General features: G+C 66.8%; 21 protein-coding genes. 5 read left to right on the top strand and 16 right to left on the bottom strand.

Annotated elements, in window-relative coordinates; genetic code table 11:
- Positions 1-153 precede the first annotated feature (153 nt).
- A complete protein-coding gene (locus BMY71_RS22180; protein WP_175557754.1) occupies positions 154-1,080 on the bottom strand; it encodes a class I SAM-dependent methyltransferase in 927 nt (308 codons plus the stop codon).
- 268 nt (positions 1,081-1,348) lie between these two features.
- On the opposite strand from BMY71_RS22180, the gene BMY71_RS22175 reads away from it, so the two are divergent.
- The 3 genes from BMY71_RS22175 to BMY71_RS22165 all read left to right on the top strand — a co-directional run bounded on the left by BMY71_RS22175 (position 1,349) and on the right by BMY71_RS22165 (position 2,566).
- Positions 1,349-1,750 carry a hypothetical protein gene (locus BMY71_RS22175; RefSeq protein ID WP_054164259.1) on the top strand — a complete coding sequence of 134 codons (402 nt, stop codon included), beginning with the start codon at positions 1,349-1,351 and terminating at the stop codon, positions 1,748-1,750.
- A gap of 235 nt (positions 1,751-1,985) precedes the next feature.
- Entirely contained in the window at positions 1,986-2,231 is a 246-nt protein-coding gene (locus tag BMY71_RS22170) for a WGR domain-containing protein (protein ID WP_054164260.1), read from the top strand.
- Between the two features lie 146 nt (positions 2,232-2,377).
- On the top strand, positions 2,378-2,566 hold the full coding sequence (locus BMY71_RS22165; RefSeq protein ID WP_054164261.1) for a hypothetical protein: 189 nt from the start codon (positions 2,378-2,380) through the stop codon (positions 2,564-2,566).
- Here BMY71_RS22165 and BMY71_RS22160 read toward each other — a convergent pair whose 3' ends face one another.
- The 14 genes from BMY71_RS22160 to BMY71_RS22095 form a co-directional block, all read right to left on the bottom strand.
- The gene (locus BMY71_RS22160) at positions 2,567-2,836 is read right to left on the bottom strand and encodes a DUF4326 domain-containing protein (protein ID WP_054164262.1); all 270 of its coding nucleotides are present in this window, start codon (positions 2,834-2,836) and stop codon (positions 2,567-2,569) included.
- 66 nt (positions 2,837-2,902) lie between these two features.
- Entirely contained in the window at positions 2,903-3,253 is a 351-nt protein-coding gene (locus tag BMY71_RS22155; protein ID WP_062313694.1) for a DUF736 domain-containing protein, read from the bottom strand.
- Between the two features lie 645 nt (positions 3,254-3,898).
- Positions 3,899-4,825: an ArdC family protein gene (locus BMY71_RS22150; protein ID WP_092686174.1), complete on the bottom strand. Its 927-nt coding sequence runs from the start codon at positions 4,823-4,825 to the stop codon at positions 3,899-3,901.
- A 355-nt stretch (positions 4,826-5,180) separates the two neighbouring features.
- Positions 5,181-5,768: a hypothetical protein gene (locus BMY71_RS22145; protein WP_062313543.1), complete on the bottom strand. Its 588-nt coding sequence runs from the start codon at positions 5,766-5,768 to the stop codon at positions 5,181-5,183.
- A 476-nt stretch (positions 5,769-6,244) separates the two neighbouring features.
- A complete protein-coding gene (locus tag BMY71_RS22140) occupies positions 6,245-6,583 on the bottom strand; it encodes a hypothetical protein (RefSeq protein ID WP_062313545.1) in 339 nt (112 codons plus the stop codon).
- Positions 6,580-6,831, bottom strand: a complete 252-nt coding sequence (locus BMY71_RS22135) for a hypothetical protein (protein ID WP_062313547.1) — start codon at positions 6,829-6,831, stop codon at positions 6,580-6,582. The genes BMY71_RS22140 and BMY71_RS22135 overlap by 4 nt, the downstream gene beginning before the upstream one ends.
- On the bottom strand, positions 6,828-7,025 hold the full coding sequence (locus BMY71_RS22130) for a hypothetical protein (RefSeq protein ID WP_062313548.1): 198 nt from the start codon (positions 7,023-7,025) through the stop codon (positions 6,828-6,830). Before BMY71_RS22130 ends, BMY71_RS22135 begins: the two co-directional genes overlap by 4 nt.
- A 9-nt stretch (positions 7,026-7,034) precedes the next feature.
- Positions 7,035-7,913 (bottom strand): DUF7007 domain-containing protein, encoded by an 879-nt coding sequence (locus BMY71_RS22125; RefSeq protein ID WP_062313550.1) that lies wholly within the window; start codon positions 7,911-7,913, stop codon positions 7,035-7,037.
- Complete coding sequence (locus BMY71_RS22120; protein ID WP_062313552.1) at positions 7,910-8,386, bottom strand: hypothetical protein; 477 nt, start codon at positions 8,384-8,386, stop codon at positions 7,910-7,912. The genes BMY71_RS22125 and BMY71_RS22120 overlap by 4 nt, the downstream gene beginning before the upstream one ends.
- Before the next feature lie 92 nt (positions 8,387-8,478).
- The gene (locus BMY71_RS22115; RefSeq protein WP_062313554.1) at positions 8,479-10,131 is read right to left on the bottom strand and encodes a ParB N-terminal domain-containing protein; all 1,653 of its coding nucleotides are present in this window, start codon (positions 10,129-10,131) and stop codon (positions 8,479-8,481) included.
- 256 nt (positions 10,132-10,387) lie between these two features.
- Entirely contained in the window at positions 10,388-15,481 is a 5,094-nt protein-coding gene (locus tag BMY71_RS22110; RefSeq protein ID WP_062313556.1) for an N-6 DNA methylase, read from the bottom strand.
- Positions 15,482-15,647: 166 nt separating this feature from the next.
- Positions 15,648-16,247, bottom strand: coding sequence for a DUF1419 domain-containing protein (locus tag BMY71_RS22105; protein WP_062313558.1), 600 nt, complete (start codon positions 16,245-16,247; stop codon positions 15,648-15,650).
- Between the two features lie 178 nt (positions 16,248-16,425).
- Positions 16,426-17,196 (bottom strand): hypothetical protein, encoded by a 771-nt coding sequence (locus BMY71_RS22100; protein ID WP_062313698.1) that lies wholly within the window; start codon positions 17,194-17,196, stop codon positions 16,426-16,428.
- Positions 17,197-17,266: 70 nt separating this feature from the next.
- Positions 17,267-17,656: a hypothetical protein gene (locus tag BMY71_RS22095; RefSeq protein WP_062313560.1), complete on the bottom strand. Its 390-nt coding sequence runs from the start codon at positions 17,654-17,656 to the stop codon at positions 17,267-17,269.
- A gap of 201 nt (positions 17,657-17,857) precedes the next feature.
- On the opposite strand from BMY71_RS22095, the gene BMY71_RS22090 reads away from it, so the two are divergent.
- Entirely contained in the window at positions 17,858-18,130 is a 273-nt protein-coding gene (locus BMY71_RS22090; protein WP_062313562.1) for a type II toxin-antitoxin system Phd/YefM family antitoxin, read from the top strand.
- 9 nt (positions 18,131-18,139) lie between these two features.
- Positions 18,140-18,463, top strand: a complete 324-nt coding sequence (locus BMY71_RS22085; RefSeq protein WP_062313564.1) for a type II toxin-antitoxin system RelE/ParE family toxin — start codon at positions 18,140-18,142, stop codon at positions 18,461-18,463.
- 9 nt (positions 18,464-18,472) lie between these two features.
- On the opposite strand, the gene BMY71_RS22080 is transcribed toward BMY71_RS22085, so the two are convergent.
- Positions 18,473-19,378, bottom strand: coding sequence for a DUF3991 and TOPRIM domain-containing protein (locus BMY71_RS22080; RefSeq protein ID WP_062313566.1), 906 nt, complete (start codon positions 19,376-19,378; stop codon positions 18,473-18,475).
- Between the last annotated feature and the right edge of the window lie 259 nt (positions 19,379-19,637).

The following is a 19,637-nucleotide window of genomic DNA, read 5'->3' as shown; positions in this document are numbered from 1 at the left end:
CGGTGACGTGCTTGTCGCCGAAGGCTTGGCGCGGCGGTGGAACGGCCCCCGGCAGAGCTGGTGCGGCGGTTGACTGCCGAAGCACCGGCTCGTGCTTCAGCTTCGGTGTTGCCTGTGGCTGGAATGCCGAACGGCAACCCCGCTCGCAACCGATCAGTCTGCCGCACGCCTGCCCGCAACGAGGTAGAACAGGCCTCCGCCCGCCGTGTGCCACCGGCGTTCCTGCACCGATGCGACGATCTCTTGATCGTGATTAAGATAGTCGTGCCAGGCTGCGTCAAAGAACGCTTCTGATCCTCCGCCTGCAATGACATTGACGCGCATTTCTTCGCGATCGTAGGGTCCGATGCCGTCGGCGCGCCAGCGCGCCAGCGCATCGAAGCCCGCGATTTCACCGGGGCTGGAATAGGGTGGATAGCTGGCACTCGCTCTGTCGGAGAGCCACACCCTGACGTCCTCGAGACCGAGGCGGGCGAACATGCCCGGTAGCTTTTCGCCGACGAATTCTGCGCCTTTGCCAAGTCGCGCTCGACCAAGGACATAGCGCCATGCCAACTCCGAGAGCCGGATCAGGCGCTCCGGCGGTTGCTCGCCCATGAGTCCGCTGAACGGGAAGCGCGCGACGAGATTGTTCGGCTCGGCGCACAGCACCAGGCCACCTGGCCGGGTGATGCGAACCAACTCCTCAAGAGCCTGCTCCGGGTGTTGGAGGTGGAGAAGCAGCGTTTGACAGGTCGCCATGTCGAACGCGCGATCAGGCAAGGGCAGATTGGTCGCCTCACCCACCAGCGCGGTAATCGAGGGGGGATCGGTGGCCAACGTGCGCAATCGAGAGAGATAGTCGATGACATGGCTTTGTTCGCGATCGATACCAACAAGACCGGCGCCGATCGCAAGATGCGGATAAAGCAGGGCGCTCCAATGGCCCACACCGCAGCCTATGTCGGCGACATCGGCGACGGCGCCGAGATTGAGGCGGTGAGCGACCAATTCGAGAAAATCTGAATTCCAGAAATAGTCGCGTTCCTTGCCGAAGAACTCGGAGGAATGCGGTCTTATAGACTTATTCGGTTTGGACATGCGTATCCCCATGACAAAGTTCGCGCGCAAGCGTGCGCGCTGGATGATTTCGGATGGGGATCGACCTCACATATGATTCCCTCTAGCACGCCGTACCTTGAAGATCGACTGCGAGTGCCGCCTTTGTGGCCGACGTTAAAGGGATCATATCGCCAGCGCTGCTCGTCTACCCCGCAGGGCCAGCCACATGGATCAACCTGGACGGTCGAAATTCAGCTATCCCAATTTAGCCCGTCCTGTGGCATTTTCGGCCTGATCAGAGGACACAATGCCAAACCGGATTACGCTCGACCCCAAGCTGCCGAAGGCCTTCGACGCGACCCCCAACGACGCACGAAGCAAGACGCAGCTCGATGCATGGTGGGATCGTCCCTATGGCGTCACGCTGTCGGATGGCCGCATCGAGGTCCGGTGCCTGAATGGCGGCGCGTGGGACCGCTCGACTCATCTCGGTATTGCAGACGATTATGACGCGGCCTGCGCCTTGGCCGAAGCCAAGCAAGCGGAATGGCTGAAGTTCCGCGAGCGCCCGTGCCTTTTGTTCGACGAAGGTCAGGTCCTGGTGATGCGGCAGGCCCAACGGCCGGACGAAGCGCAGCAGCAGCTCGCGGCGTTCCCCTCCGCGGACGCCGCGAACGCCTATCTTCGTGCGAACTTCCCCGAAGTGTAACCGCGATAGCGGGGCACCTGCCGTCCCAAGTTCGCGAGAGGATCGTCACCCGAATGGGCGGAGACCGCGCAGCGGGCTCCGTGAGCGAAGCGAATAGAGCCGTCCGCCGAAGGCGGCTCGCCCAACACGTCATGCCAAGCGCATCGGGGTTCCATCATGATTTTGAATCACTGGCGGACGATCGATTCGATCTCCTGATTGGACATCATGATGGTGACGGAGCGAGACTCGGCAGATGATCGAGGACCGCTCCACACCCACGCTGCTTCGCCGGATTGATCCTTCGCGCAACATGGCGCGGTTCTATGCCCTCAGCATCGAGCCGTCGCTGTTCGGCGCCGCTGCGCTGGTCCGGGAATGGGGCCGGATCGGCGCCCGCGGCCGGCGGCGGATCGAACTCTTTGGGCGCAGAGAAGAAGCGGAAGCGGCATTCAATCGGATCGAAAGCCGCAAGCGCCGCCGCGGCTACGTCGATCGGTGACGTGAGTGGTCGGTTCGCGCTCAGAGGCCATGTCTCCATGTCCCGCATGGATGTCGGTCAGAAGAATCCCATCAGCCAGCGATTGACATCAATCGCGCGGTGAGCGTCCTTTCAGCAATGTGGTCTGGCAAAGGAGACGCTGCGATATGCCGACGATTCAGCTTTCTGCCACGCCCAAAGGCAACGGCTATCAGGCGACCGTGACATTCCCCGACGGCGTCTCGATCAGTTCGCAGGAAACCTATCCGACGATCGCGGAAGCCCTCACCGCCGCGGCACGCAAGCTGCTCGACATGCCCGAGCGTTTGGCGACGCTCGATCGAACAGGCGCGTAATCAGCGCCTGTTGGCGAGGTCGATCAGCACGTCGCCGTGGCATGCGAGCGGCGCGCACCAGCAGACGAGATCGCGGCCGCGCAGCTCCTCGAGCGCGTTCATCAGCGCGGGCTGCGTGACGATCCACGCGCGATACTTCGCGACGACCTCGGCGCGCGAGCCGTCGCGCCCGATGACGAACGGGTTGCCCCATTTGCTCGGGCGTCCGATATAGACGCGCGTCGCGCTCGCGTGCTTGCCGACCTGTCGCGCGTTCAAGACCTTGCACATGATCGTTCTCCTTTCCGCTCACGAGCGAAGGCCCCGCCGCGCGGCGGGGCCTTCTTGCGTGACCGCTCAGTCGCGGTTCGGGCGGGACCAGATGAGCGAGTGGCCTTCCTCGCCTTCCACCTCGACCAGCGTGGCGTAGATGGGCGCTGCGAAGCTCGGGTCGTCGAGCTTGACCGAGAGATAGTCGCGGCTCGACTCCTGGGACTTCTTCTTCCACGCGGCACCGAACTCGATGGTGCCCGCGAAGATCCGGAAGTCCGGGGCCTTCTCCGAGGTGCGCTCGGCGGCGACGATCTTCGCCTTGACGGTGCCGAGGGCGAGGGTCTTGACGGTGCCCACGAAGCCGTTGCCGTTCACGGTGAAGTTGCCGATGGTAGCCATGTTCGTGTCCTCTTTCGTTTCTCGGGCCGCGACCATCGCGACCTCGATGGCTGTCGTTGACCGGAGGCGATCGGGCCGCACCCGAAGGGCCGCAACGCAGTGGAGGACGGCCAGGGCGAAGCTTTCTTGTCTCGCGAGGAATGGGCGCGCAGCGCCCAGGGGAAGAAAGCTGAGAACGGCCGTTGCGGACTTGAGATCGAGGCGGAGCGCAGGGACGACGGCCTTCGGTCAGACAAGCCAAATCGAGGACGCAGTGGACGCGTCAGACCGAACGATGGGGACACGACGGAGCGGCCGGCACACCACCCCGAACGACAACGGTGTCCGGGCACCTGACGAAAGACCCTCCCGCACACCGCGCAAGGCCTCTCGCCTGAGACCACCGCGACGCCCCGGACAGCCGATCTGCGATGCGACCGACGATCGCCGCGGGAAGAGGGTCAGGACAGGGACATGCCGACGTCGCGGACAGCCAGGCGAACCGCCGCTGCCCCACCTCATCGGCGCGGCTCGGTCGGGAGGGCGGAATGACCGCTCCTCTCCGGTCGCCGGCGCACGCATGACGAAACACGCAAGAAGGCCCCGCCGGGTGGCGGGGCCTTCGCTTATATCAGACAAGGAGAACGATCATGTGCAAGGCGGCGCGCCTGGCCTGCCCCGCAATCGACGGGGCGGGACACATCATGCCGCCTCCCGGACCATGCCAGAGTCGGGCTGAAGTCCGTGCAGATAGGCGACCGCGCGTTGCGCGTGCGCCGCCGCAGAGAAGATGAAGCGCTTGTCGTTGGATAGCACGTCCAGCCACGAAGCGAGGTAGCTCGCATGGTCGGGGCGCGGCGCGAGTTCGGGCACGATGTCGAGATCGGCGCAAAGGAAACATGCGCCGAGCTCGGCGACCAGTTCTTCGCGGGCGCGCTCGCTGCGAGCCTTCGCGTAGCGGCTGAGGTCGCGATTGACACGGTGCGCTGGCGCGGTCCAATGCACGCTTTCATGCGCGAGCGTCGCCGTGTAGCTCTCGGCGTCGCGAAAGCTTTCGAACGGCGGCATCTGAATGATGTCGAGCGACGGCGCAAAGTAGGCCTTGTCACCGCCATGTCGGATAGTCGCGCCGGTATTGGCGAAGAATGCGTCGGCGTGTGCGATACGCTGGGCCGGCACGCCGTTCGGCGCCGGGCGTCCGTAATGATGATCCGGCAGGTTGTCGATCTGGTCGACGCAGAAGACGATGTAGGCGCGCAGAAAGGGAATCGCGCGCTCCACATCGTCGCCATGCTCATCGGTCTCGGTTTTCGTGATCCGATTGGCATACACGACCATCGTGCCGGTCTCGCCCTTGCGGACATGGCCGCCGAGCTCGGCCGCCTGCTTGAATGTCATCCAGATCGGCGACGTGAAGCCGCGCGACACGGCCTCCGACCAGAGCAGCACGACGTTGATCCCCTGATAAGGCATGCCGTTGTGGCGCAGCGGGCGCGTGATGCGTCCGGCCGTATTGGCCGCGTTCCAGGGCTGGACCCAGGGTCGCACGCCGCGTTCGAGGTCGGCGGCGATGCGATCGGTGATCCGCGCATAGATGTCGGCGCGGGGCTTGGTTTCCTTCCGGCTCATGATTCAAACCTCCGTTTGGAGGCCGCGCCATCGCGGCCCGTCACGGCGGTCCGCGGCGGAGGTCCGCGGGGCCGCGCATCCGGTCATGAAAATGTGCGGCGTGACGGCTAAGACGCCGGACCGGAACGTCAGTGGAGGACGGCGCAGCCGTTGCGCTGCCGCGCGGGCCGGAGCATGGACCGAAAGCCGCGACGGGCCGCGATAGGCGCTCGAACCTGATTTATTTCTATTTGTGCAATTCCCTTCGCGCGCCTGCACGGCTGCGGCGCGCGACATGAAAAAGGCCGGCTCCGGAGGAGCCGGCCGGCATCGAAGGATGGTCGAGGAAGGCGGGGCCGAAGCCCCGCCGGCGGCGTCAGCCGAACGCCGCCATCTGCACCTCGGCCGCCTTGCGGCTGACGGTTTCGCCGGGTTGGTCGGACTGACGCTCGAACGGCTTCCAGCTCTCGCCGACGGCGTGTTCGTAAGCCGCCACGGCGCCCTCGGCCGCCATGCGCAGCGCGTGGGCCTGAAGGGCAACCTCAGCCGCGAACTCGCGCTTGCGCTGCGCTGCGGAGTCGAAGCCGACGGGACCGTCGAGGTCGGCGTCGCGCGCATCGTTGGCGAGTCGCGCCGTGGCCTCGCGCGCTTCAGTGACGGCGCGGCTGTAGAATTGCCCGGCGCCGTGCGCGGAGCCGACATACGACCCGACGATGCGCTGCAGGTGAATCTGCATCGCGCGTTCGCTGAGGCCTTCGTTGAGCGCGTCGGCAGTCTCGACGATGAGCCGCTGGTGCAGATCGCGGATGCCTTCGCTGTCGAGGACGGTGAGGCCGAAGCTTTCCGCGATGCGGGTGGCTTGTGCGGCATCCGGGCAAACGAGCCGGATCATTTCGAGGGTGGTGCCGCGGCGGAGCGGGACGACGCGGGCGCTGGTGCGGGGTGCGCGGGCGGTCTTGGTCATGTGCAGTCCTTTCCTGGTTTCGCCGCCGGGTTCGATCCGGCCCCTGCCGGACCTCCCTTCGGGTGCGGTCGCCGGGCGCCGCCGGTTTGAGGGCCACTTCTAGGCCCGGGGGCCGCCAGGCGAGCGAGGTCCGGTTGCGGACAAGCGGGGCGAAAGCCCTGCGCAGGCCGCGGCCGGGCCTTGCCGAGATCGGCGGGCTCCGGTCGCTTGCGACTTGGCCTTGAAGCGGACCGCCGGCGGCGCAGACCGCAGCAAACCCGAGGGGAGGACCGACAGGGTGCGGGCCGGCTTGGCGATGCCGGAAAGGATGTGACCTGGCCGCGCGGTCGCCACGTCCGGTATCCGTTCCGCCCCCGTGCCGCCGCCCCGAATTGTCGCGACGTCTCCGACGCCGCGTCCGCGTCGCGGTTCAGCTTCTCCCGGAGGAGATGTCGATGCACCGGGCGATCCGCGCGAGCGGCCACGGTTGCCGACGATCAGCGCTCGACGATGGCCGCGGTGGCCGCGATGCCGTGTCGAACGCGCAAGGCGGTGAGGGCGTCGTCCTGTCGGGCGAGGTGGCGGATCAACACGTCGAACTCCGGCATGCGCGCGAGCATCAGGTCGGCGACATAGCCTTGATAGGCGCGCTCGTCAGCGCCGGTCCAGGCGCCAGCGCTAGATCGGCGACGGCGCCGTTTCGCCCGCGCCGTGATCGTCATCCGCTCGGCGCGTTTGGCGACCTGCCGCTCTATCACGGCGAGATGGTGCTGGGTGCCGCGTCGCGCGGCGTCCATGCGGGCGAGCAAGGCGCCGATTTCCGTGTGGCGCGTCATGGCTGTCGTCTCCGCGGCCAGGCCGGAAACGCCGTCGCGTCGGGTTGGTAGTCGCCCGCGATGGCGACCGGGACAATCGAGCCCGCGATGTCGTCGCCGGCGACGGCCCAGTCGATGAGTGACGAGTGAGCGCCGGCATATTTGCGCATGTCCTCGGTGAGGATGCCGTGCAGCGCATCGGCGACCTCAGCTTCCGGCGATACGTTCGCCTCGACAAGGAGATGAACCGCGACAAGATAGGTCGTCATCGCGAGGCCTCCTTCCGCGTGTGTGGAAAGTTCGGCCCCGCAGGCGCGCGGATCGACAGCAGCGCGGCCCGCTTCCACGCGTCGGCGCCCGTGAAATGGCGTCGCAGCTTCGGATGCCAGACGACGAGCACATCCTCGTCGTCGTCATGCGCCGCCTTCCAGCCGAAGGCGGCGGCGATGATTTTCCAGGGCATCGCCGCCTCCTATCGCTGCCAGCCGATGAAGCTCGACGGACCGCCATAGAGGCGATGTCGAACCTCATTGATGACGAAGCCGAACCGGCCGACGTGATACTCGTCCGCGGGAACGAGGAAACGCCGCTCCTCGGTGCCAAGGCCGCGCTTGCCGCCGAGCGTGGCGACGACTTCGACGAAGCCCTTCTCGTGATCGGAGGTGATCGCGGAGACGACGATCCAATCGCCGGCATGGTCGCGCTCGAAAGCGCGCCGATCCTTCTCGCGGGATTCTCCAGGCTGCAGCACGGTCCCGAAGATCGTTTCCCACGCATCGGGCCAGCTATCCTTGACCGTGCGCTCCGCGCAGCGCCGCTCATAGCTGGTGAAGAGGTGCGGGAAGGTCAGCGCGACGATCGCCCAGGCCGCGTCTTCCTCGTACCAGCCGCCGCGCGCACGCAACATCGAGTGGACCTTGCGGTTGCGCTCGGCCGTGAGGTGGAAGCCGCCGTGACCGGCCGTCGCGTGGCAGGTGACACCCTCCGCATAGACGGTTGCGCCCTGCGACCGGCCCCATGGCGTATTCGCTGTGGAGGCGATGTCGCTGCGGCGGAGCATGCGCTTCTCGCGCTGGTGCTCGGCGTTTTCATCGACCTTGGCGCGGAAGGCGGCCTCATCTGCGAGCTCGCCGGAATGCCCGTAGAAGTCGGAGCGCATCCACTCCGCGATCGGCCGACCGATGCGCCAGCCGCTCGCGAGATGGTGACGTCCATCGCGCGCCGGCAGCATGGCGAGTGCGATGTCCCCGACGCGCGCGGCGAGAAAACCCTCGGCGCTGCGTCCGAATTCCACCTCCGGTATTGCGGAGGTGGGGTCGTTATCGATCGTGGCTGGAGCGCGCGTTGTCATGCGACGGCCCTCCCTTCAACGCTCCCGTTTGCGGCGGTCTCCGCCGTCACCTCGTCGAGGACGGCATCGGGATAGCCGTGGCTCTTGAGCCAGGTTTCGGCGTCGGCACGGCTGCCGGCGAGATGGACAAGCTCGGCATCGTCTCCGCAGCGGTCGAACACGCGAACGGCGCCGGCAGCGGGCTGCTCGGTGACGACGAAGGTGAGCGCACTGTCGACCGAAAACGTGCGATGCACGCGAAGGACGACGACACCGCCGCCGCCGTAGTCGCCTTCGTGCAGCGTGAAGGTCGCGGCCAATGTCGTGTTGCCGACGCGCCGTTCGGCCTGCTTGCGGATCAGTCGGCCGCCGCTGTTGCGGCGTTCCCACGCGGCGAGCTTCTTCGTGAATCGCGCGGGTGGCCGCGGAGCGCCGTCGGAATAGCGGATGATCGCGCCGAGCGGCGCGCAGTCGAAGATCGATCGTGCGGACATGATGTCCTCCTGTTGATGAGCGTGAAAGCGAAACCGCCGCCGGCTGGGTCGCCGGCGGCGGGGATCGGTTGAAGCGGCTGAAACGCGCCCGCCTATTCGGCGGCAACCGCATAGTCGTTGTGCTCGTCGTCGCCGGCTTCGGTCTCGTCGAACTCGCCGTCGTCGCCTTCGTCGACGTGCGCGTGCCTCTCGGTCCATTCCGCAATCGCGTCGGCCTGCGGCGCGAACAGCGCGGCGGGATGCACGAAGCGGCCCTCGGCGAAATGCGCGACAAGCGCGGCGCGCGTATCCTTCACGCGCGGACGCGGCAGGACCGACGTTCCCTGCAGCGCGGCCTCGAGCGCCGTGCGCGACAGGCACGAGAGAAACTCCTCCGTCGCCAGATTGGGGAGGAACTCGTTGGCGCCGACCGCTGCGCCGGCGACGCGCGCGACAACACCGCTGTTCGAACGGTTCTCGCGGCACGACAGCACGTCACTCAGCACCTCGCGCGCGACCACGCGCAGGGTGTCGCGGTCGTAGGCAAGCGTGCCGTCCTCGGCGATGAGGCGCCTCGCCTGCTTCGCGCACGCGCCGTATCCGGACGTGCGTCCCGATGCGACGGTGACATTGTTCGCCGCGATGGCGAGGACGAGCAGCGCGGTCAGCGTGTCGTCCTCGATCGGGGCGCGCGTCAGCGCCTCGTGCAGCGCGTCGGTGCGAAGATCGCCGATCATCTCCATGCCACGCCGGGTGACGTCGGGCCGCGACGTCGGGGCAATGCTGTCCGCTTCCGCGGCACGGGCGCCCTTGCCCTTCGCCGCATCCTTCTTCGGGCGCGGCATCCGGTAGGCGACCGACTGTACCGAGCCGTTGCGCGGGTCGAGATACCAGCCCGTGCAGTCGCTCTTGTTCGGCTTGCCATAGACGCGCTCGGCCTTCGGCGGCAGCTTCGGCTCGCCCCAGGTCGACACCTCGATGACCGCGCCGCGCTTGGGCAGGTGGTTGGTCATCCATTCCTGCTGCGCGCCGAGGAACGCCTCGACGTCGTTGGTGTAGCGGCTGTCCTCGTCGGCCGGCGCGAACAGGTCCTCCTGCCAGACGATGCCGTAGGCCTGCGCGAGATCATCGCCGAAGCTCGCGTCGCGCGCATACATCCGCGTCTTGGTGAGCGCACGCGCCACCTCGCTCCACGAGACCTGCGGATCGATCTTGCGCGGCTTGTGCTTCTTCCAGACTTGCGCCTGCTCGTCCTGCGTCGCCGCGGCGATCGTGCGCAGATGCTGTTCGTTCGGCATGTCGCCCTTGGCGATGTGGTCGAGCATCGCCGGCAGGATGTTGGCAAGCAGGCGGAGCTTACGGATCTGGCGCACGGACTGTCCGAGCGCGATGCCGATCGAGTCCTCGGTCCAGCCGAGCGCGACCAGGCGCTCGATGCGCCGCCACAGGTCGACCGGGTTCAGCGGCTCGCGCGCGACGTTCTCGATCAGGCTGCGCAGAGCATCCTTGTCGTCGTCGGGATCGGCGACGAGAACCTCGATCTCGTCGAGCTTGGCGGCAATCGCCTGCGCCACACGCCGCCGGCCGATCTGGATGACGAGGCCGTTGCCGCGGCCGGACTGCGGGGTGACGATGGGCGGCTGGATGACGCCGACGGCCTTGATGCTGGCAAGCAGCAGGGCGTCGCTCTGCGGCGTGGACTTGGTGAGGCGCGTCGGATCGGGGTTCTCGATAAGCGCGCGCGGATCGATCTTCATCAGTCTCATGGGATGATCTCCATTGCAGGGGTTGCGGACCGCGCGGTTCCGGCGGTCCTTTTCCGTCTCCTTCCGGAGACCCCTGCCGGCCCGCAGGGCGCGAGCGGCCGGCGCAACTGCCGGCGAGCGTCCCTGCCCGGCCGCCCAAGCGGGGCTCTTGGGCCCTGCGCAGGGCGCCGTGGCCGGGACTGCGGAGGCGGCGGTTGAGGCTCGTCGCCGGCCCGAACGCTCTGCGACCGACCTTCATCGCCGTCCCTTCTTTTCGTCAGGCGGCGGCGCGGGCATCTCCGGCCTCGCCGTCAGCCGGCTGATCGCGCGCGAGATCGGCTTCAACCTCGGCGAGCCGCCGCCGCTTCTCCTCTAGCTCGCCGGCGAATGCGAATTCCCCGCCCTGGCGGGCCTCGTAAGATGCGAGCCGGCGTCGGGCATCGGCCAGCCGCAGCCGATAGCGCTCCTGCTCGTCCTCGAATCCGGACACGGCGTGTTCAAGCCGCGCGACCGCGCCGAGCGGCGTGACCGTGACCGGAAGTTCGATCTCGTAATTGGCATTGGTGCGCATCAGCATCGCCGTGTAGCGATAGCCGTCGCGACCGAAGCGTTCGCCGCAATAGCCGACATCGAAGCCGCCAACCGCGGCGACTGTCTGCGTGCCATCCTGCCGACGCTGCGCGCGTGTCAGGATCTCCTGCATGAGCGCCCGCCCGGCGCTCTTGCGCTCGTCGTAACGCTTGCCTGCGACCATCATCGTGAACGCGTCGCCGGCGGTCGGCACAAGCCGCGCAATGTCCTGGCCGATTTCGGTGATGCGGCGTGTCGCGAGTTCGATGTCGCGCTCCGCGTCGCGCACCTGCCGGCGGACCGCGTGCTGATCGTCGATATGTGCAGCGCGCTGGCGCTCCAGCCGCGCGATGTCGGCCTCAAGGCCCGCCTTCTGCATCAACCGCTGATCGCCGCTCGCAATCGCCTTGGCCAACGCGAACTGGTTCGCCTGGCCTTCGCCGATATCCTCGAGCCTGCGGATCGAGGTATCGCCGGAGAGCGCCGCCGCGATAAAGCGGGCCTTGCGCTCATTGTTCTGCCACATGCTCGCGTCGAGCGAGCCCTCTGTCGCATAGGCGAAGATGTCGATGACGTCGTGCTGATTGCCCTGCCGCTCGATGCGGCCCTCGCGCTGTGCGATCTGCGAGGGCAACCACGGCACGTCGAGATGATGCAGCGCCTTCAGCCGAAGCTGCGCGTTGACGCCGGTGCCCATCGTGTCGGATGAGCCGATCAAGAAGCGGACCTTGCCGGCGCGAACGTCGCCGAACAGGCGCTGCTTGGCCTCGGACTTTTTGTAGTCCTGCATGAACGCGATTTCGGACGGGGGAACTCCCATGCCGATGAGCTCATCGCGTATCCAGCGATAGGCCGAGAAGTCGCGCGACTTCTCGACGCTCATGGTGCCGAGGTCGGAGAAGATCATCTGCGCCGCGCCCGGCAGCTCGTAGGGCTTGGCGTCCGGCCGGACGTAAGTGTTCGGCGCCGTTTCCTGCCAGATGCGGAAGGCGGTGCCGATCAAGAGATTGAGCTTGTTGTCCGGCTCGTTGTCGCTGTCCGGATCGACCAGGCGCAGGTCGATGGCAGCATGGCGGCCGTCGGTGATGACGGAGAGCAGGATATCGTCACCCGGCTCCGGCGCGCGGTCGCGCGCTTCGATCGCCTTGATGCGCTCCTCGAGGTGGCGCTGATAGACCTTGAACGCGGCCGACGGCTTCGCCGTGAGGATCTGCCGCTTGCCGGTCGAGATCGCCGGAACCTTCACATACTGGCGCAGATCCTCCGGCATCACGACATCAGCGAAGGTGCGGAACATCGTGATCAGCTCGGCCACGTTGACGAAGGTGGCGAAGCGCGTGACGGGCTTGTACTTGCCTGACGGCTGCAACTCGAGCTCCGTCGTGGTGTCGCCGAAGGTCGAGGCCCAGGCGTCGAACTCGTGCAGGCCGCGCTCGCGCAGCGCGGCCGCGCCGAGGAAGCGCTGCACGGTGAACATCTCGCCGAGCGTGTTGGTGATGGGCGTGCCGGAGGCGAGCACGAGCGCGCGGCCGGGGTTCTTCGTCTCGATGAAACGGGACTTCACATGGAGGTCCCAGGCGCGCTGCGAGCCGTTCGGATCGACGCCTTTCAGCGTCGACATGTTGGTCGCGAAGGAGAGCTTCCGAAACTCCTGCGCCTCGTCGACAATGATCTGGTCGATACCGATTTCCGAGATCGTCAACAGATCGTCCTTACGCGTGGAGAGCGATTCCAGCCGCTCCTGCAATCCCTCCTTCAGCCGCTCGAGGCGCTTGCGCGAGACGCGGTCGTCGCTTTCGACCTTGGTGAGCAGCTCCTCATAAAGCGCCAGCTCGTCGTGGATCATTTGCTGCTCGAACGCGGACGACACGCCGATGAAGCGGAACGCCGAATGCGTGATGATGATCGCGTCCCAGGTCGCGGTTGCGGCGCGCGAGAGGAACCGGGCACGCTTGTCCTTGGTGAAGTTGGTCTCGTCGGCCACGAGAATGCGTGCGTTCGGATAGAGCGCCAGGAACTCGCGCGCCGCCTGCGCAAGGCAATGGCCCGGCACGACGAGCATCGCCTTGGCGACCAGGCCGAGCCGGCGCTGCTCCATGATCGCGGCCGCGATCGTCAACGTCTTACCGGCGCCGACAGCGTGCGCGAGGTAGGTCGCGCCCGACGCGATGATCCGCCAGACGCCGCGCTTCTGGTGGTCATAAAGGACGAAGGCGCCGGACGCGCCTGGCAGCTTGAGATGCCTGCCGTCAAAGGCGCGCTGCGCGATGTTGTTGAAGCGGTCGTTGTAAAGACGCGCCAGCCTGTCCGTGCGATCGGGCTCCGACCACACCCAGGCCTGGAACGCAGTCTTGATCTTCTGCAGCTTCTCCTTCGCGGCCTCGGTGTCGATGACATTGAGCATGCGACGTTCGCTGTCGCCATCCTTGATGATGTCGAAGATCTGCGGGACGGCGCTGTTCAACGCATCGGACAGAAGCTGACCGGCATGACGGCGATCGGTTCCCCATTCCGACGTGCCGGCGGCCGTCCAGCCGAGCTGGCGGGCCTCGACCGTCCATGAGGCGAGTTCCGGCATGTGCCGGATCGTGATGTCGGCGCCCATCGTCTCCTTGACGAAGGCGACGACGTCGTCCGCCGGAATCCATGGGGCGCCGAGCCGCGCCGTGATGTCGGAGGGGCGAAGGTCCGCAGGCTGTACGGCCTGCAAGGCCCGGACATTGCGACCATAAGCGTCGTCAAGCCCCGCGGCCGCTTCCGCCGCCTTCAACTTGTCGCGGACAGGTCCGGACAGATAAGCGTCAGCGGTCTGCCAGGAGCCGTCAGACGGGTCGCGGAAGATCGCATCGCCCAGTTCGGCGATCACGTCGTCGACGTCGCGATGCAACAGTTCAGCGATATGTTCGGGATCAACGTAGCCGCGCTCATTGAGCACCACGGCGAGCGCATCGAGAGCCGAGGTGATGACGGGCGCGGGCGGCGGCGCGATCACGCGCTCGGTGAAGATCGGGCCGGGCCGCGCGGTGTTGCTGTCGAGATCGTAGTCCTCGATCGAGGCGACCAGCCAGCAATCGGGATCGTCGGCGAACGGGGCGAGGTTTGGGCGGCGATGGGTCTCGCGGACCTCGCCGGTTTCCTCATCCTCGACCGTGGAGACGACGGTCGTGTTGATCGGTCCGAAGTCTCGCACGAAACTCGACCAGGCGATGCGCAGGCGAACCTGTGCCTGCTTCCATGGCTCGTCGCGCTCCTGCGCGCGAAGCACCTCGCGCACGGCGTCGCGGATCGGAATGAGCTTGCGGATGATCCGCGCGTGCTTGTCGAAGATGCCGTCCGTCGAGCGAGCCTTTCGCACCCTCACGACGACGGGCGCGCCATCGAGCATCTGCATCAGCGCGGCCCCCGGGCCGACGACGTAGCTGCCCTCGCGGATCGTTGCGCCATCGGCGGTCACGGCCGCGACCTGCGGCGTATCGCCCTCGGTATCCGGATCGACCGCCTCCGGCTCGCCGTCATAAATGGCTTCCGGAAGACGAGTGACGGCCGCGGTCAGCGCAGCGTCGAGGTCCACGCCGCTGCGCGGCGTGCAGGTGTATGTCTCGCCGTATGGTCCTGACGTCAGCGCATGGATGCCGAGCACCATCTCCTGCTGCTTCGCGAACCAGCCGTTGATCCGAATGGCGCCCTCATCGGCGGTCGCAGCGCGGACCTGGGCGAGATCGAGCCAGCCCTCGCCGCACGCCGTCGCGCCGGCGCCACGCTTGCGAAAGAACACGATGTCGACGACGACATCGGTGCCGGCATCGGCGCGGAAGCTGCCTTCGGGAAGCCGGATCGCGCCAACGAGATCGGCCGTCTCCGCGATGTGCCGCCGTGCGCTCGCATCGGCCTTGTCCATCGTGCCATGCGAAGTCACGAAAGCCGCGAGACCGCCGGGCTTGAGCAGGCGAAGCGCCTTGGCGATGAAGAAGTCGTGCAGCCGCAATCCAAGCCCGCGGAAAGCGGGATCGCTGCGCACGGTTCGGTCGGAAAACGGCGGGTTGCCGACGGCCAGATCGAAATGCTGCGGCAGGCCGACGCGTGCGAAGTCCGCATTGAGGATGGTCGCGCGTGGATTCAACAGCCGGGCGATGCGCGCTGTCACGGGGTCAAGCTCGACGCCGGTGACATGCGAAGTCGTGCGCAGCTCGTCGGGCATCAACGCGGGAAACAGGCCGGTGCCGATGCCGGGCTCGAGGATGCGGCCGCCACGGAAGCCCAGTCGGAGCAAGCCATCCCAGATCGCGCGCACGATATGGTCCGGCGTGAAATGGGCATACTGCGTGCAGCGCGCGAGCGACGCATAGTCGAACGGCGTGACGAGCGCCTCGAGCTCGGCGCCGATCGTGTCCCAGCCGTCGCGGAATTCGTCCTCGCCCGGGCGGCGAAAGACGGTATTGGCGAGCGCCGATGCGCCGAAGCCGGTGAAGCGGATGAGCGCTGCCTGCTCGTCCGGCGTCGCCGGCCGACCAGCCGCGTCGAGCTCGGCTGCGAGACGGATCGCCGAGATGTTGTCGCGGGCGCGATCGCGCCAGGACGCAGCGAGGCCTCGCCCGTCGCGAAGCCGGACATTCTCGCCCTTCGGCATTGATCCGCCGGGCGATGCCGACGGCGCCGCAGGCGCCGGCATCGCAGGCGGCGGTTCATCGTCTTTGCCGTCGGCCGCGGGGTCCGGCGCGAAGGCGGTGACGCCGAGGCCGAGACCCGGCGCGATTGCGGAATTGCCAAAGAGGTCGAGTGTGAAGGGATCGTCGTGCGCCATTGGAGAAGCCCTTCTGTTGGGCGCGCGCGGCCATCGCCGGCGTCGCGAGTGCGACGGCGGCACGGCGTTGCGGAGGGTTGGGGGGAGCGGCTCCGTCACCGGGCCGCGAAAATGCGAAAGCCCGGCGCGGAGGCCGGGCTGGTCGCAGGTTCGGGGGGATCGCGGTCTATGCCGCCTCGGGAAGATGCCGGAACTGAACCGGCAGCTTCGCGGCGATCTCGACATCGGTGAGATCGGCGAGCGGCTTCAGGACCGTGCCGAGACCGCCGCAATAGACGAGCACGGTGCGCTTACCCTGCATGTTGGACGGCCAGCCCTTGCCGGCATAGCCGCGGTAGTCGTCATGCGTGCTCGACCAGATGTGCTCGAGGCGTTCGTCGCGCGTCATGGCGCGGATCGGCCGAGACTCGCGCTCAATGATCGTTCGCTTCATCTGCTCGGGCGAGCTGCGATCGGACAAGTCGCAATAGGCGTGGAAGAAGCGTTTGTGACCGTCGATCCAGAGCGCGAAGAAAATGCTGGTGACGTTGTCCGTCATGAATTCGCGCATCGCGAACATATCGCCGCGCATCCACAATGGCGGCAGAATTTCCAGCATGTAGTCATGCTCGCGCTCGGCGATCTCGAACCACTCGCCGGCAAAGAGAGGCGCGGCATCGCCTGCCCCATAGGACGGATCGCCACGATGTCGGTTGAACAAACGGTGCATCTCATGGCGCGTGGCGACGCCCTGGAAGATCTTGCGAATGATCGGGAGGGTGTGCATGGCGGCTCCTTTCAGCCTCGCGGACCGAAAGCGTGAGTGATCCGCCTGATCCCTCATTCACTTCAGCCCTTCATCACCTCCTCCCGCGGGCCGCCTCTCCGGTCCGGCGGGTCAAGGGCCGCGGAACGCGGGCGAAGCTTCCCTTGACGCGCCGGCCGGGCATGCGGCATCGCGTTTCTCATTCCCCCTCCCTTCTTCCTTTTCCTGCATTCGATTCGGCACGGCGCTGTTCGGCGCTCTTGATGGCCGCGAGCGCGGCCTTGAACACAGCCGTGCCATGCTCCTCCATGAGTTGGGTCGCTGCGGCAACGGCGAGACATGCCGCATGCACGTCATCGCCGGTGATGGCATCCGGCGACAGCGTCGTAAGAGCGTCGTCATAGGTGATGACCTCGCCGATCATCGTCCGCACCTCGCTTTCGTCGAAGCGCAGGAGCACATGCGTTCGCGGCGCTGCTGCGGTCGCAAGCTCCTCGCGGAATTGCTGCAGCGCCTCGTCCGTCGAGCATGACCGGATCGAATCGGCAGTGATCAGTGTGGCCATGCCGCCAAATCCGTCCGGCCGCATGCGCGAGCACGTGAATGCCGATGAGACAGCTATCTCCTCGAGCGTCACGGAACGCCGCACGATGTCCTGAAAGACGGTCGCCCACGACGTCACGGTCAGGTCGAGCTCGATGTGGGTCTCGGCGTCGGCGCTTTCCGCCAGGCGCTCCCCGACGATTGAGTCGAGAACGCTGTCGCCGTCGGCAGAATCCCGGTGCGCGGCGCGCAGCTCGGCGGCGTCGACCTTGATGCACTCGCGCGGGCTTTCCTCGGCGAAGAAATAGAGCCCGTCGTCGTCCGGCTCAGCGTCGAACATATGTGAGAGGACGAGCCGCTCGAGCGGCGTCATGTCGGTGTTGGGAATCGTCGTCTGCACGACGGTCGGCACGTAGTAGCTGGCCATGTTGGTCTCCTGAAATGACAAAGCCCGGCGGGACCGGGCGGGATTACGGGATGGTGGGGCTGGCGCCGGATCAGTCCGGATCGCGGGCGCCGACGAGGATGGCCTCGGCCTTGGCGATCGCGGACACGGCGCGGTCCTGCCAATAGGCGCGATCCGACGCCTCAGCGCCGCTCAGCACCTTCACGAGGCCGAGCAGCACCTCGAAGTGATCGGCCTTGCGCTGGACGGTCTCGCGATAGTGCGAGGGGACCGGCGCGGACGGACCGCTATAAGCGGCGTCGCGGCCTTCCCAGACGCCGGTGACATAGGTCTCGCCGACGGTTTCGTGGTCGTGCTTCGCGCCGTCCCAGTCGTCGTCCTCGACGGCAAGCCGGCAGGCCGCGGCGAGATCGGCCGCTTCGTAGCTGCGCTGGCGATAGACCGGCAGGCGATAGGTCGTCTCGATTGTAAAGATTGGCATGAGGTTGTCCTCCCCTTCGGGTGTTGAAGACACCCTCGGGGCGCGGCCGCCTCGCCGGTCCGGCGGGTCAAGGGCCGCGGAACGCGGGCGAAGCTTCACCCTTGAGGCGCCGGCCGGGCATGCGGCAGCGGGAGCCCCTTCCCTCTCCTTCTGGTTCGGACTATATTCGGTCCATATTCTGGTCTGGTGAGGCGAAGGCAGATGAAACTATCCGATCGGGTGAAACCCCTCAGCCATCTCAAGGCGCATGCGCCGGAGATCATTCGCGGCCTGGCAGAGGGGCAGGATCCCGTCGTCATCACGGTGCATGGCGAAGCCAAGGCCGTGCTGCAGGATGTCGGTCGCTACGAGCAGACGCAGGAAACCCTCGCGCTTCTCAAGGTGCTCGCCCTGACCAACGCGCAGGTCGAAGCGGGCAAGGTTCGTCCCGCCGGCGAGGCCTTCAAGCGCATTCGCGCGCGCGTCAAAGGCTGATCGCGCGCGATGCGCTTTCGCGTGCTGCTGGCCGAGGATGCCGAGCGGGACATCGAGGACATCTATCGCTACATCGCGAGCCACGACTCTGTCGGCAGCGCGGATCACGTGCTGGCCGCGCTCGAAGGGGCTTGTGAGCGGCTGTCCGAGATGCCAGAGCGCGGTAACATCCCGAAGGAGCTGGCCGGTCTCGGAATCACCGACTATCGCGAGACGCACTACAGGCCGTATCGCATCATTTATCGCATCATGGGGCGCGACGTCGTCGTCTACTGCGTCGTCGACGGCCGTCGTGATATGCAAACGCTCCTGGAGCGCCGCCTCTTGCGGTGAGGCCGGGCCCTAACGAGTCGCTCGCACCGCCTCCTTCAAGTCCTCATTCCAATCGTCACGCGACGGCCGCAGGCGATCGTAGCGGGCGCCGACATCCTTTGCGATGGCGCGCAGGCGGTCGCCGAACACGTCGCCCTGCAGGTTGCTGTCGGTCGCGGCGACAAGAAGCGTGCCTGGGCGCGCGGCGATGGCGCGGATCGCAGCTTCGGTCGCCGGCGACCAGCCGCCGCCGGTGCTGACATAGAGCGTATCGTGGCGCAGACCTTCGATCGCCGCGCGGCTCATCGCGTCGATCGCTGCCTCGGTGATGCAGACACGCGTCGCATGCGTCGCGCCGAGGCGGAACAGCACCTTGGATCCATCGGTCGCAAAGCCGCGCCATTCGGAGCCGCGCTCTTCCCAGCCGACGACGGCGCCGGACTCGTCGGTATGGGCCGCCCACATGCTGCCATGCGGGCCTTCGCGCAGCCGGTCCTGATCGACGGCCTCCTGAATCAAGTGATCGGGAATGGCTCGCGTCTCAGCGAGATAACGCCAGGTCGGCGAGCCCGGCCGCGGCTTGAGGCGCGCGGTCCAGCGATGCGCAAGCGGCGCCGGCGGCTTCGTCCGGGCCGGGCGTTTCCAGGCCGGCTGCCTCGGCGTGAAGCCAACGAGATCGGCGACCTGCTGCAGAGCTACCGCAAAGCCGGCTGCGCCGAGATGCACGGCGAGGTCGAAGACGTCGCCCTTCGCGTCCGACATCGGATCGAACCAGCCGCGCCCGTCGTGAATGACGATGACGATCTGGCCCTCGCCGTGGCGGTACTTGACCGCCTTGCGGGTGCTTTCCTTCAGGTCGACTTTCCAGCCCGCCTTCTCCAGGACGGACGCGCAGGGCACCTTTCCCCGCAGCTCGTCAATGTCTTTCTTCGCCATGACCCTTACGCCGAACCCGCCGCGGCGGCGATGTCCAGCCCTTTCTTCGGTTGGCTTCGCAATTCCCGCCATTGACGGGACGACTCCGACCGGCCGCGAAGCCTGCCGGGGGCAAGGGCGCGTTGACAAGACGTCGCATTCGTCGGGCTCCGGGCGCGGCGAAGCCTCCCTTGCGGCCGGCATGGCGCAAGCGGCAGCCAGCACCCGCCCCAGCCACCCTCCATCCGGCCGATCGGGATCGGAGGGCGGGCTTTGTCAC

Origin of the sequence: Rhodopseudomonas pseudopalustris (assembly GCF_900110435.1) — a bacterium.
Lineage (GTDB): Bacteria > Pseudomonadota > Alphaproteobacteria > Rhizobiales > Xanthobacteraceae > Rhodopseudomonas > Rhodopseudomonas pseudopalustris.
The sequence above is the reverse complement of the archived record's forward strand: the minus strand, read 5'-3'. Positions and strand labels throughout refer to the sequence as shown.

What these genes read in the sequence shown, in the direction of transcription:
- BMY71_RS22180 (WP_175557754.1), bottom strand. Translation starts at nt 1,080, where the DNA reads ATGTCCAAACCGAATAAGTCTATAAGACCGCATTCCTCCGAGTTCTTC.
- BMY71_RS22175 (WP_054164259.1), top strand. Translation starts at nt 1,349, where the DNA reads ATGCCAAACCGGATTACGCTCGACCCCAAGCTGCCGAAGGCCTTCGAC.
- BMY71_RS22170 (WP_054164260.1), top strand. Translation starts at nt 1,986, where the DNA reads ATGATCGAGGACCGCTCCACACCCACGCTGCTTCGCCGGATTGATCCT.
- BMY71_RS22165 (WP_054164261.1), top strand. Translation starts at nt 2,378, where the DNA reads ATGCCGACGATTCAGCTTTCTGCCACGCCCAAAGGCAACGGCTATCAG.
- BMY71_RS22160 (WP_054164262.1), bottom strand. Translation starts at nt 2,836, where the DNA reads ATGTGCAAGGTCTTGAACGCGCGACAGGTCGGCAAGCACGCGAGCGCG.
- BMY71_RS22155 (WP_062313694.1), bottom strand. Translation starts at nt 3,253, where the DNA reads ATGGTCGCGGCCCGAGAAACGAAAGAGGACACGAACATGGCTACCATC.
- BMY71_RS22150 (WP_092686174.1), bottom strand. Translation starts at nt 4,825, where the DNA reads ATGAGCCGGAAGGAAACCAAGCCCCGCGCCGACATCTATGCGCGGATC.
- BMY71_RS22145 (WP_062313543.1), bottom strand. Translation starts at nt 5,768, where the DNA reads ATGACCAAGACCGCCCGCGCACCCCGCACCAGCGCCCGCGTCGTCCCG.
- BMY71_RS22140 (WP_062313545.1), bottom strand. Translation starts at nt 6,583, where the DNA reads ATGACGCGCCACACGGAAATCGGCGCCTTGCTCGCCCGCATGGACGCC.
- BMY71_RS22135 (WP_062313547.1), bottom strand. Translation starts at nt 6,831, where the DNA reads ATGACGACCTATCTTGTCGCGGTTCATCTCCTTGTCGAGGCGAACGTA.
- BMY71_RS22130 (WP_062313548.1), bottom strand. Translation starts at nt 7,025, where the DNA reads ATGCCCTGGAAAATCATCGCCGCCGCCTTCGGCTGGAAGGCGGCGCAT.
- BMY71_RS22125 (WP_062313550.1), bottom strand. Translation starts at nt 7,913, where the DNA reads ATGACAACGCGCGCTCCAGCCACGATCGATAACGACCCCACCTCCGCA.
- BMY71_RS22120 (WP_062313552.1), bottom strand. Translation starts at nt 8,386, where the DNA reads ATGTCCGCACGATCGATCTTCGACTGCGCGCCGCTCGGCGCGATCATC.
- BMY71_RS22115 (WP_062313554.1), bottom strand. Translation starts at nt 10,131, where the DNA reads ATGAGACTGATGAAGATCGATCCGCGCGCGCTTATCGAGAACCCCGAT.
- BMY71_RS22110 (WP_062313556.1), bottom strand. Translation starts at nt 15,481, where the DNA reads ATGGCGCACGACGATCCCTTCACACTCGACCTCTTTGGCAATTCCGCA.
- BMY71_RS22105 (WP_062313558.1), bottom strand. Translation starts at nt 16,247, where the DNA reads ATGCACACCCTCCCGATCATTCGCAAGATCTTCCAGGGCGTCGCCACG.
- BMY71_RS22100 (WP_062313698.1), bottom strand. Translation starts at nt 17,196, where the DNA reads ATGGCCAGCTACTACGTGCCGACCGTCGTGCAGACGACGATTCCCAAC.
- BMY71_RS22095 (WP_062313560.1), bottom strand. Translation starts at nt 17,656, where the DNA reads ATGCCAATCTTTACAATCGAGACGACCTATCGCCTGCCGGTCTATCGC.
- BMY71_RS22090 (WP_062313562.1), top strand. Translation starts at nt 17,858, where the DNA reads ATGAAACTATCCGATCGGGTGAAACCCCTCAGCCATCTCAAGGCGCAT.
- BMY71_RS22085 (WP_062313564.1), top strand. Translation starts at nt 18,140, where the DNA reads ATGCGCTTTCGCGTGCTGCTGGCCGAGGATGCCGAGCGGGACATCGAG.
- BMY71_RS22080 (WP_062313566.1), bottom strand. Translation starts at nt 19,378, where the DNA reads ATGGCGAAGAAAGACATTGACGAGCTGCGGGGAAAGGTGCCCTGCGCG.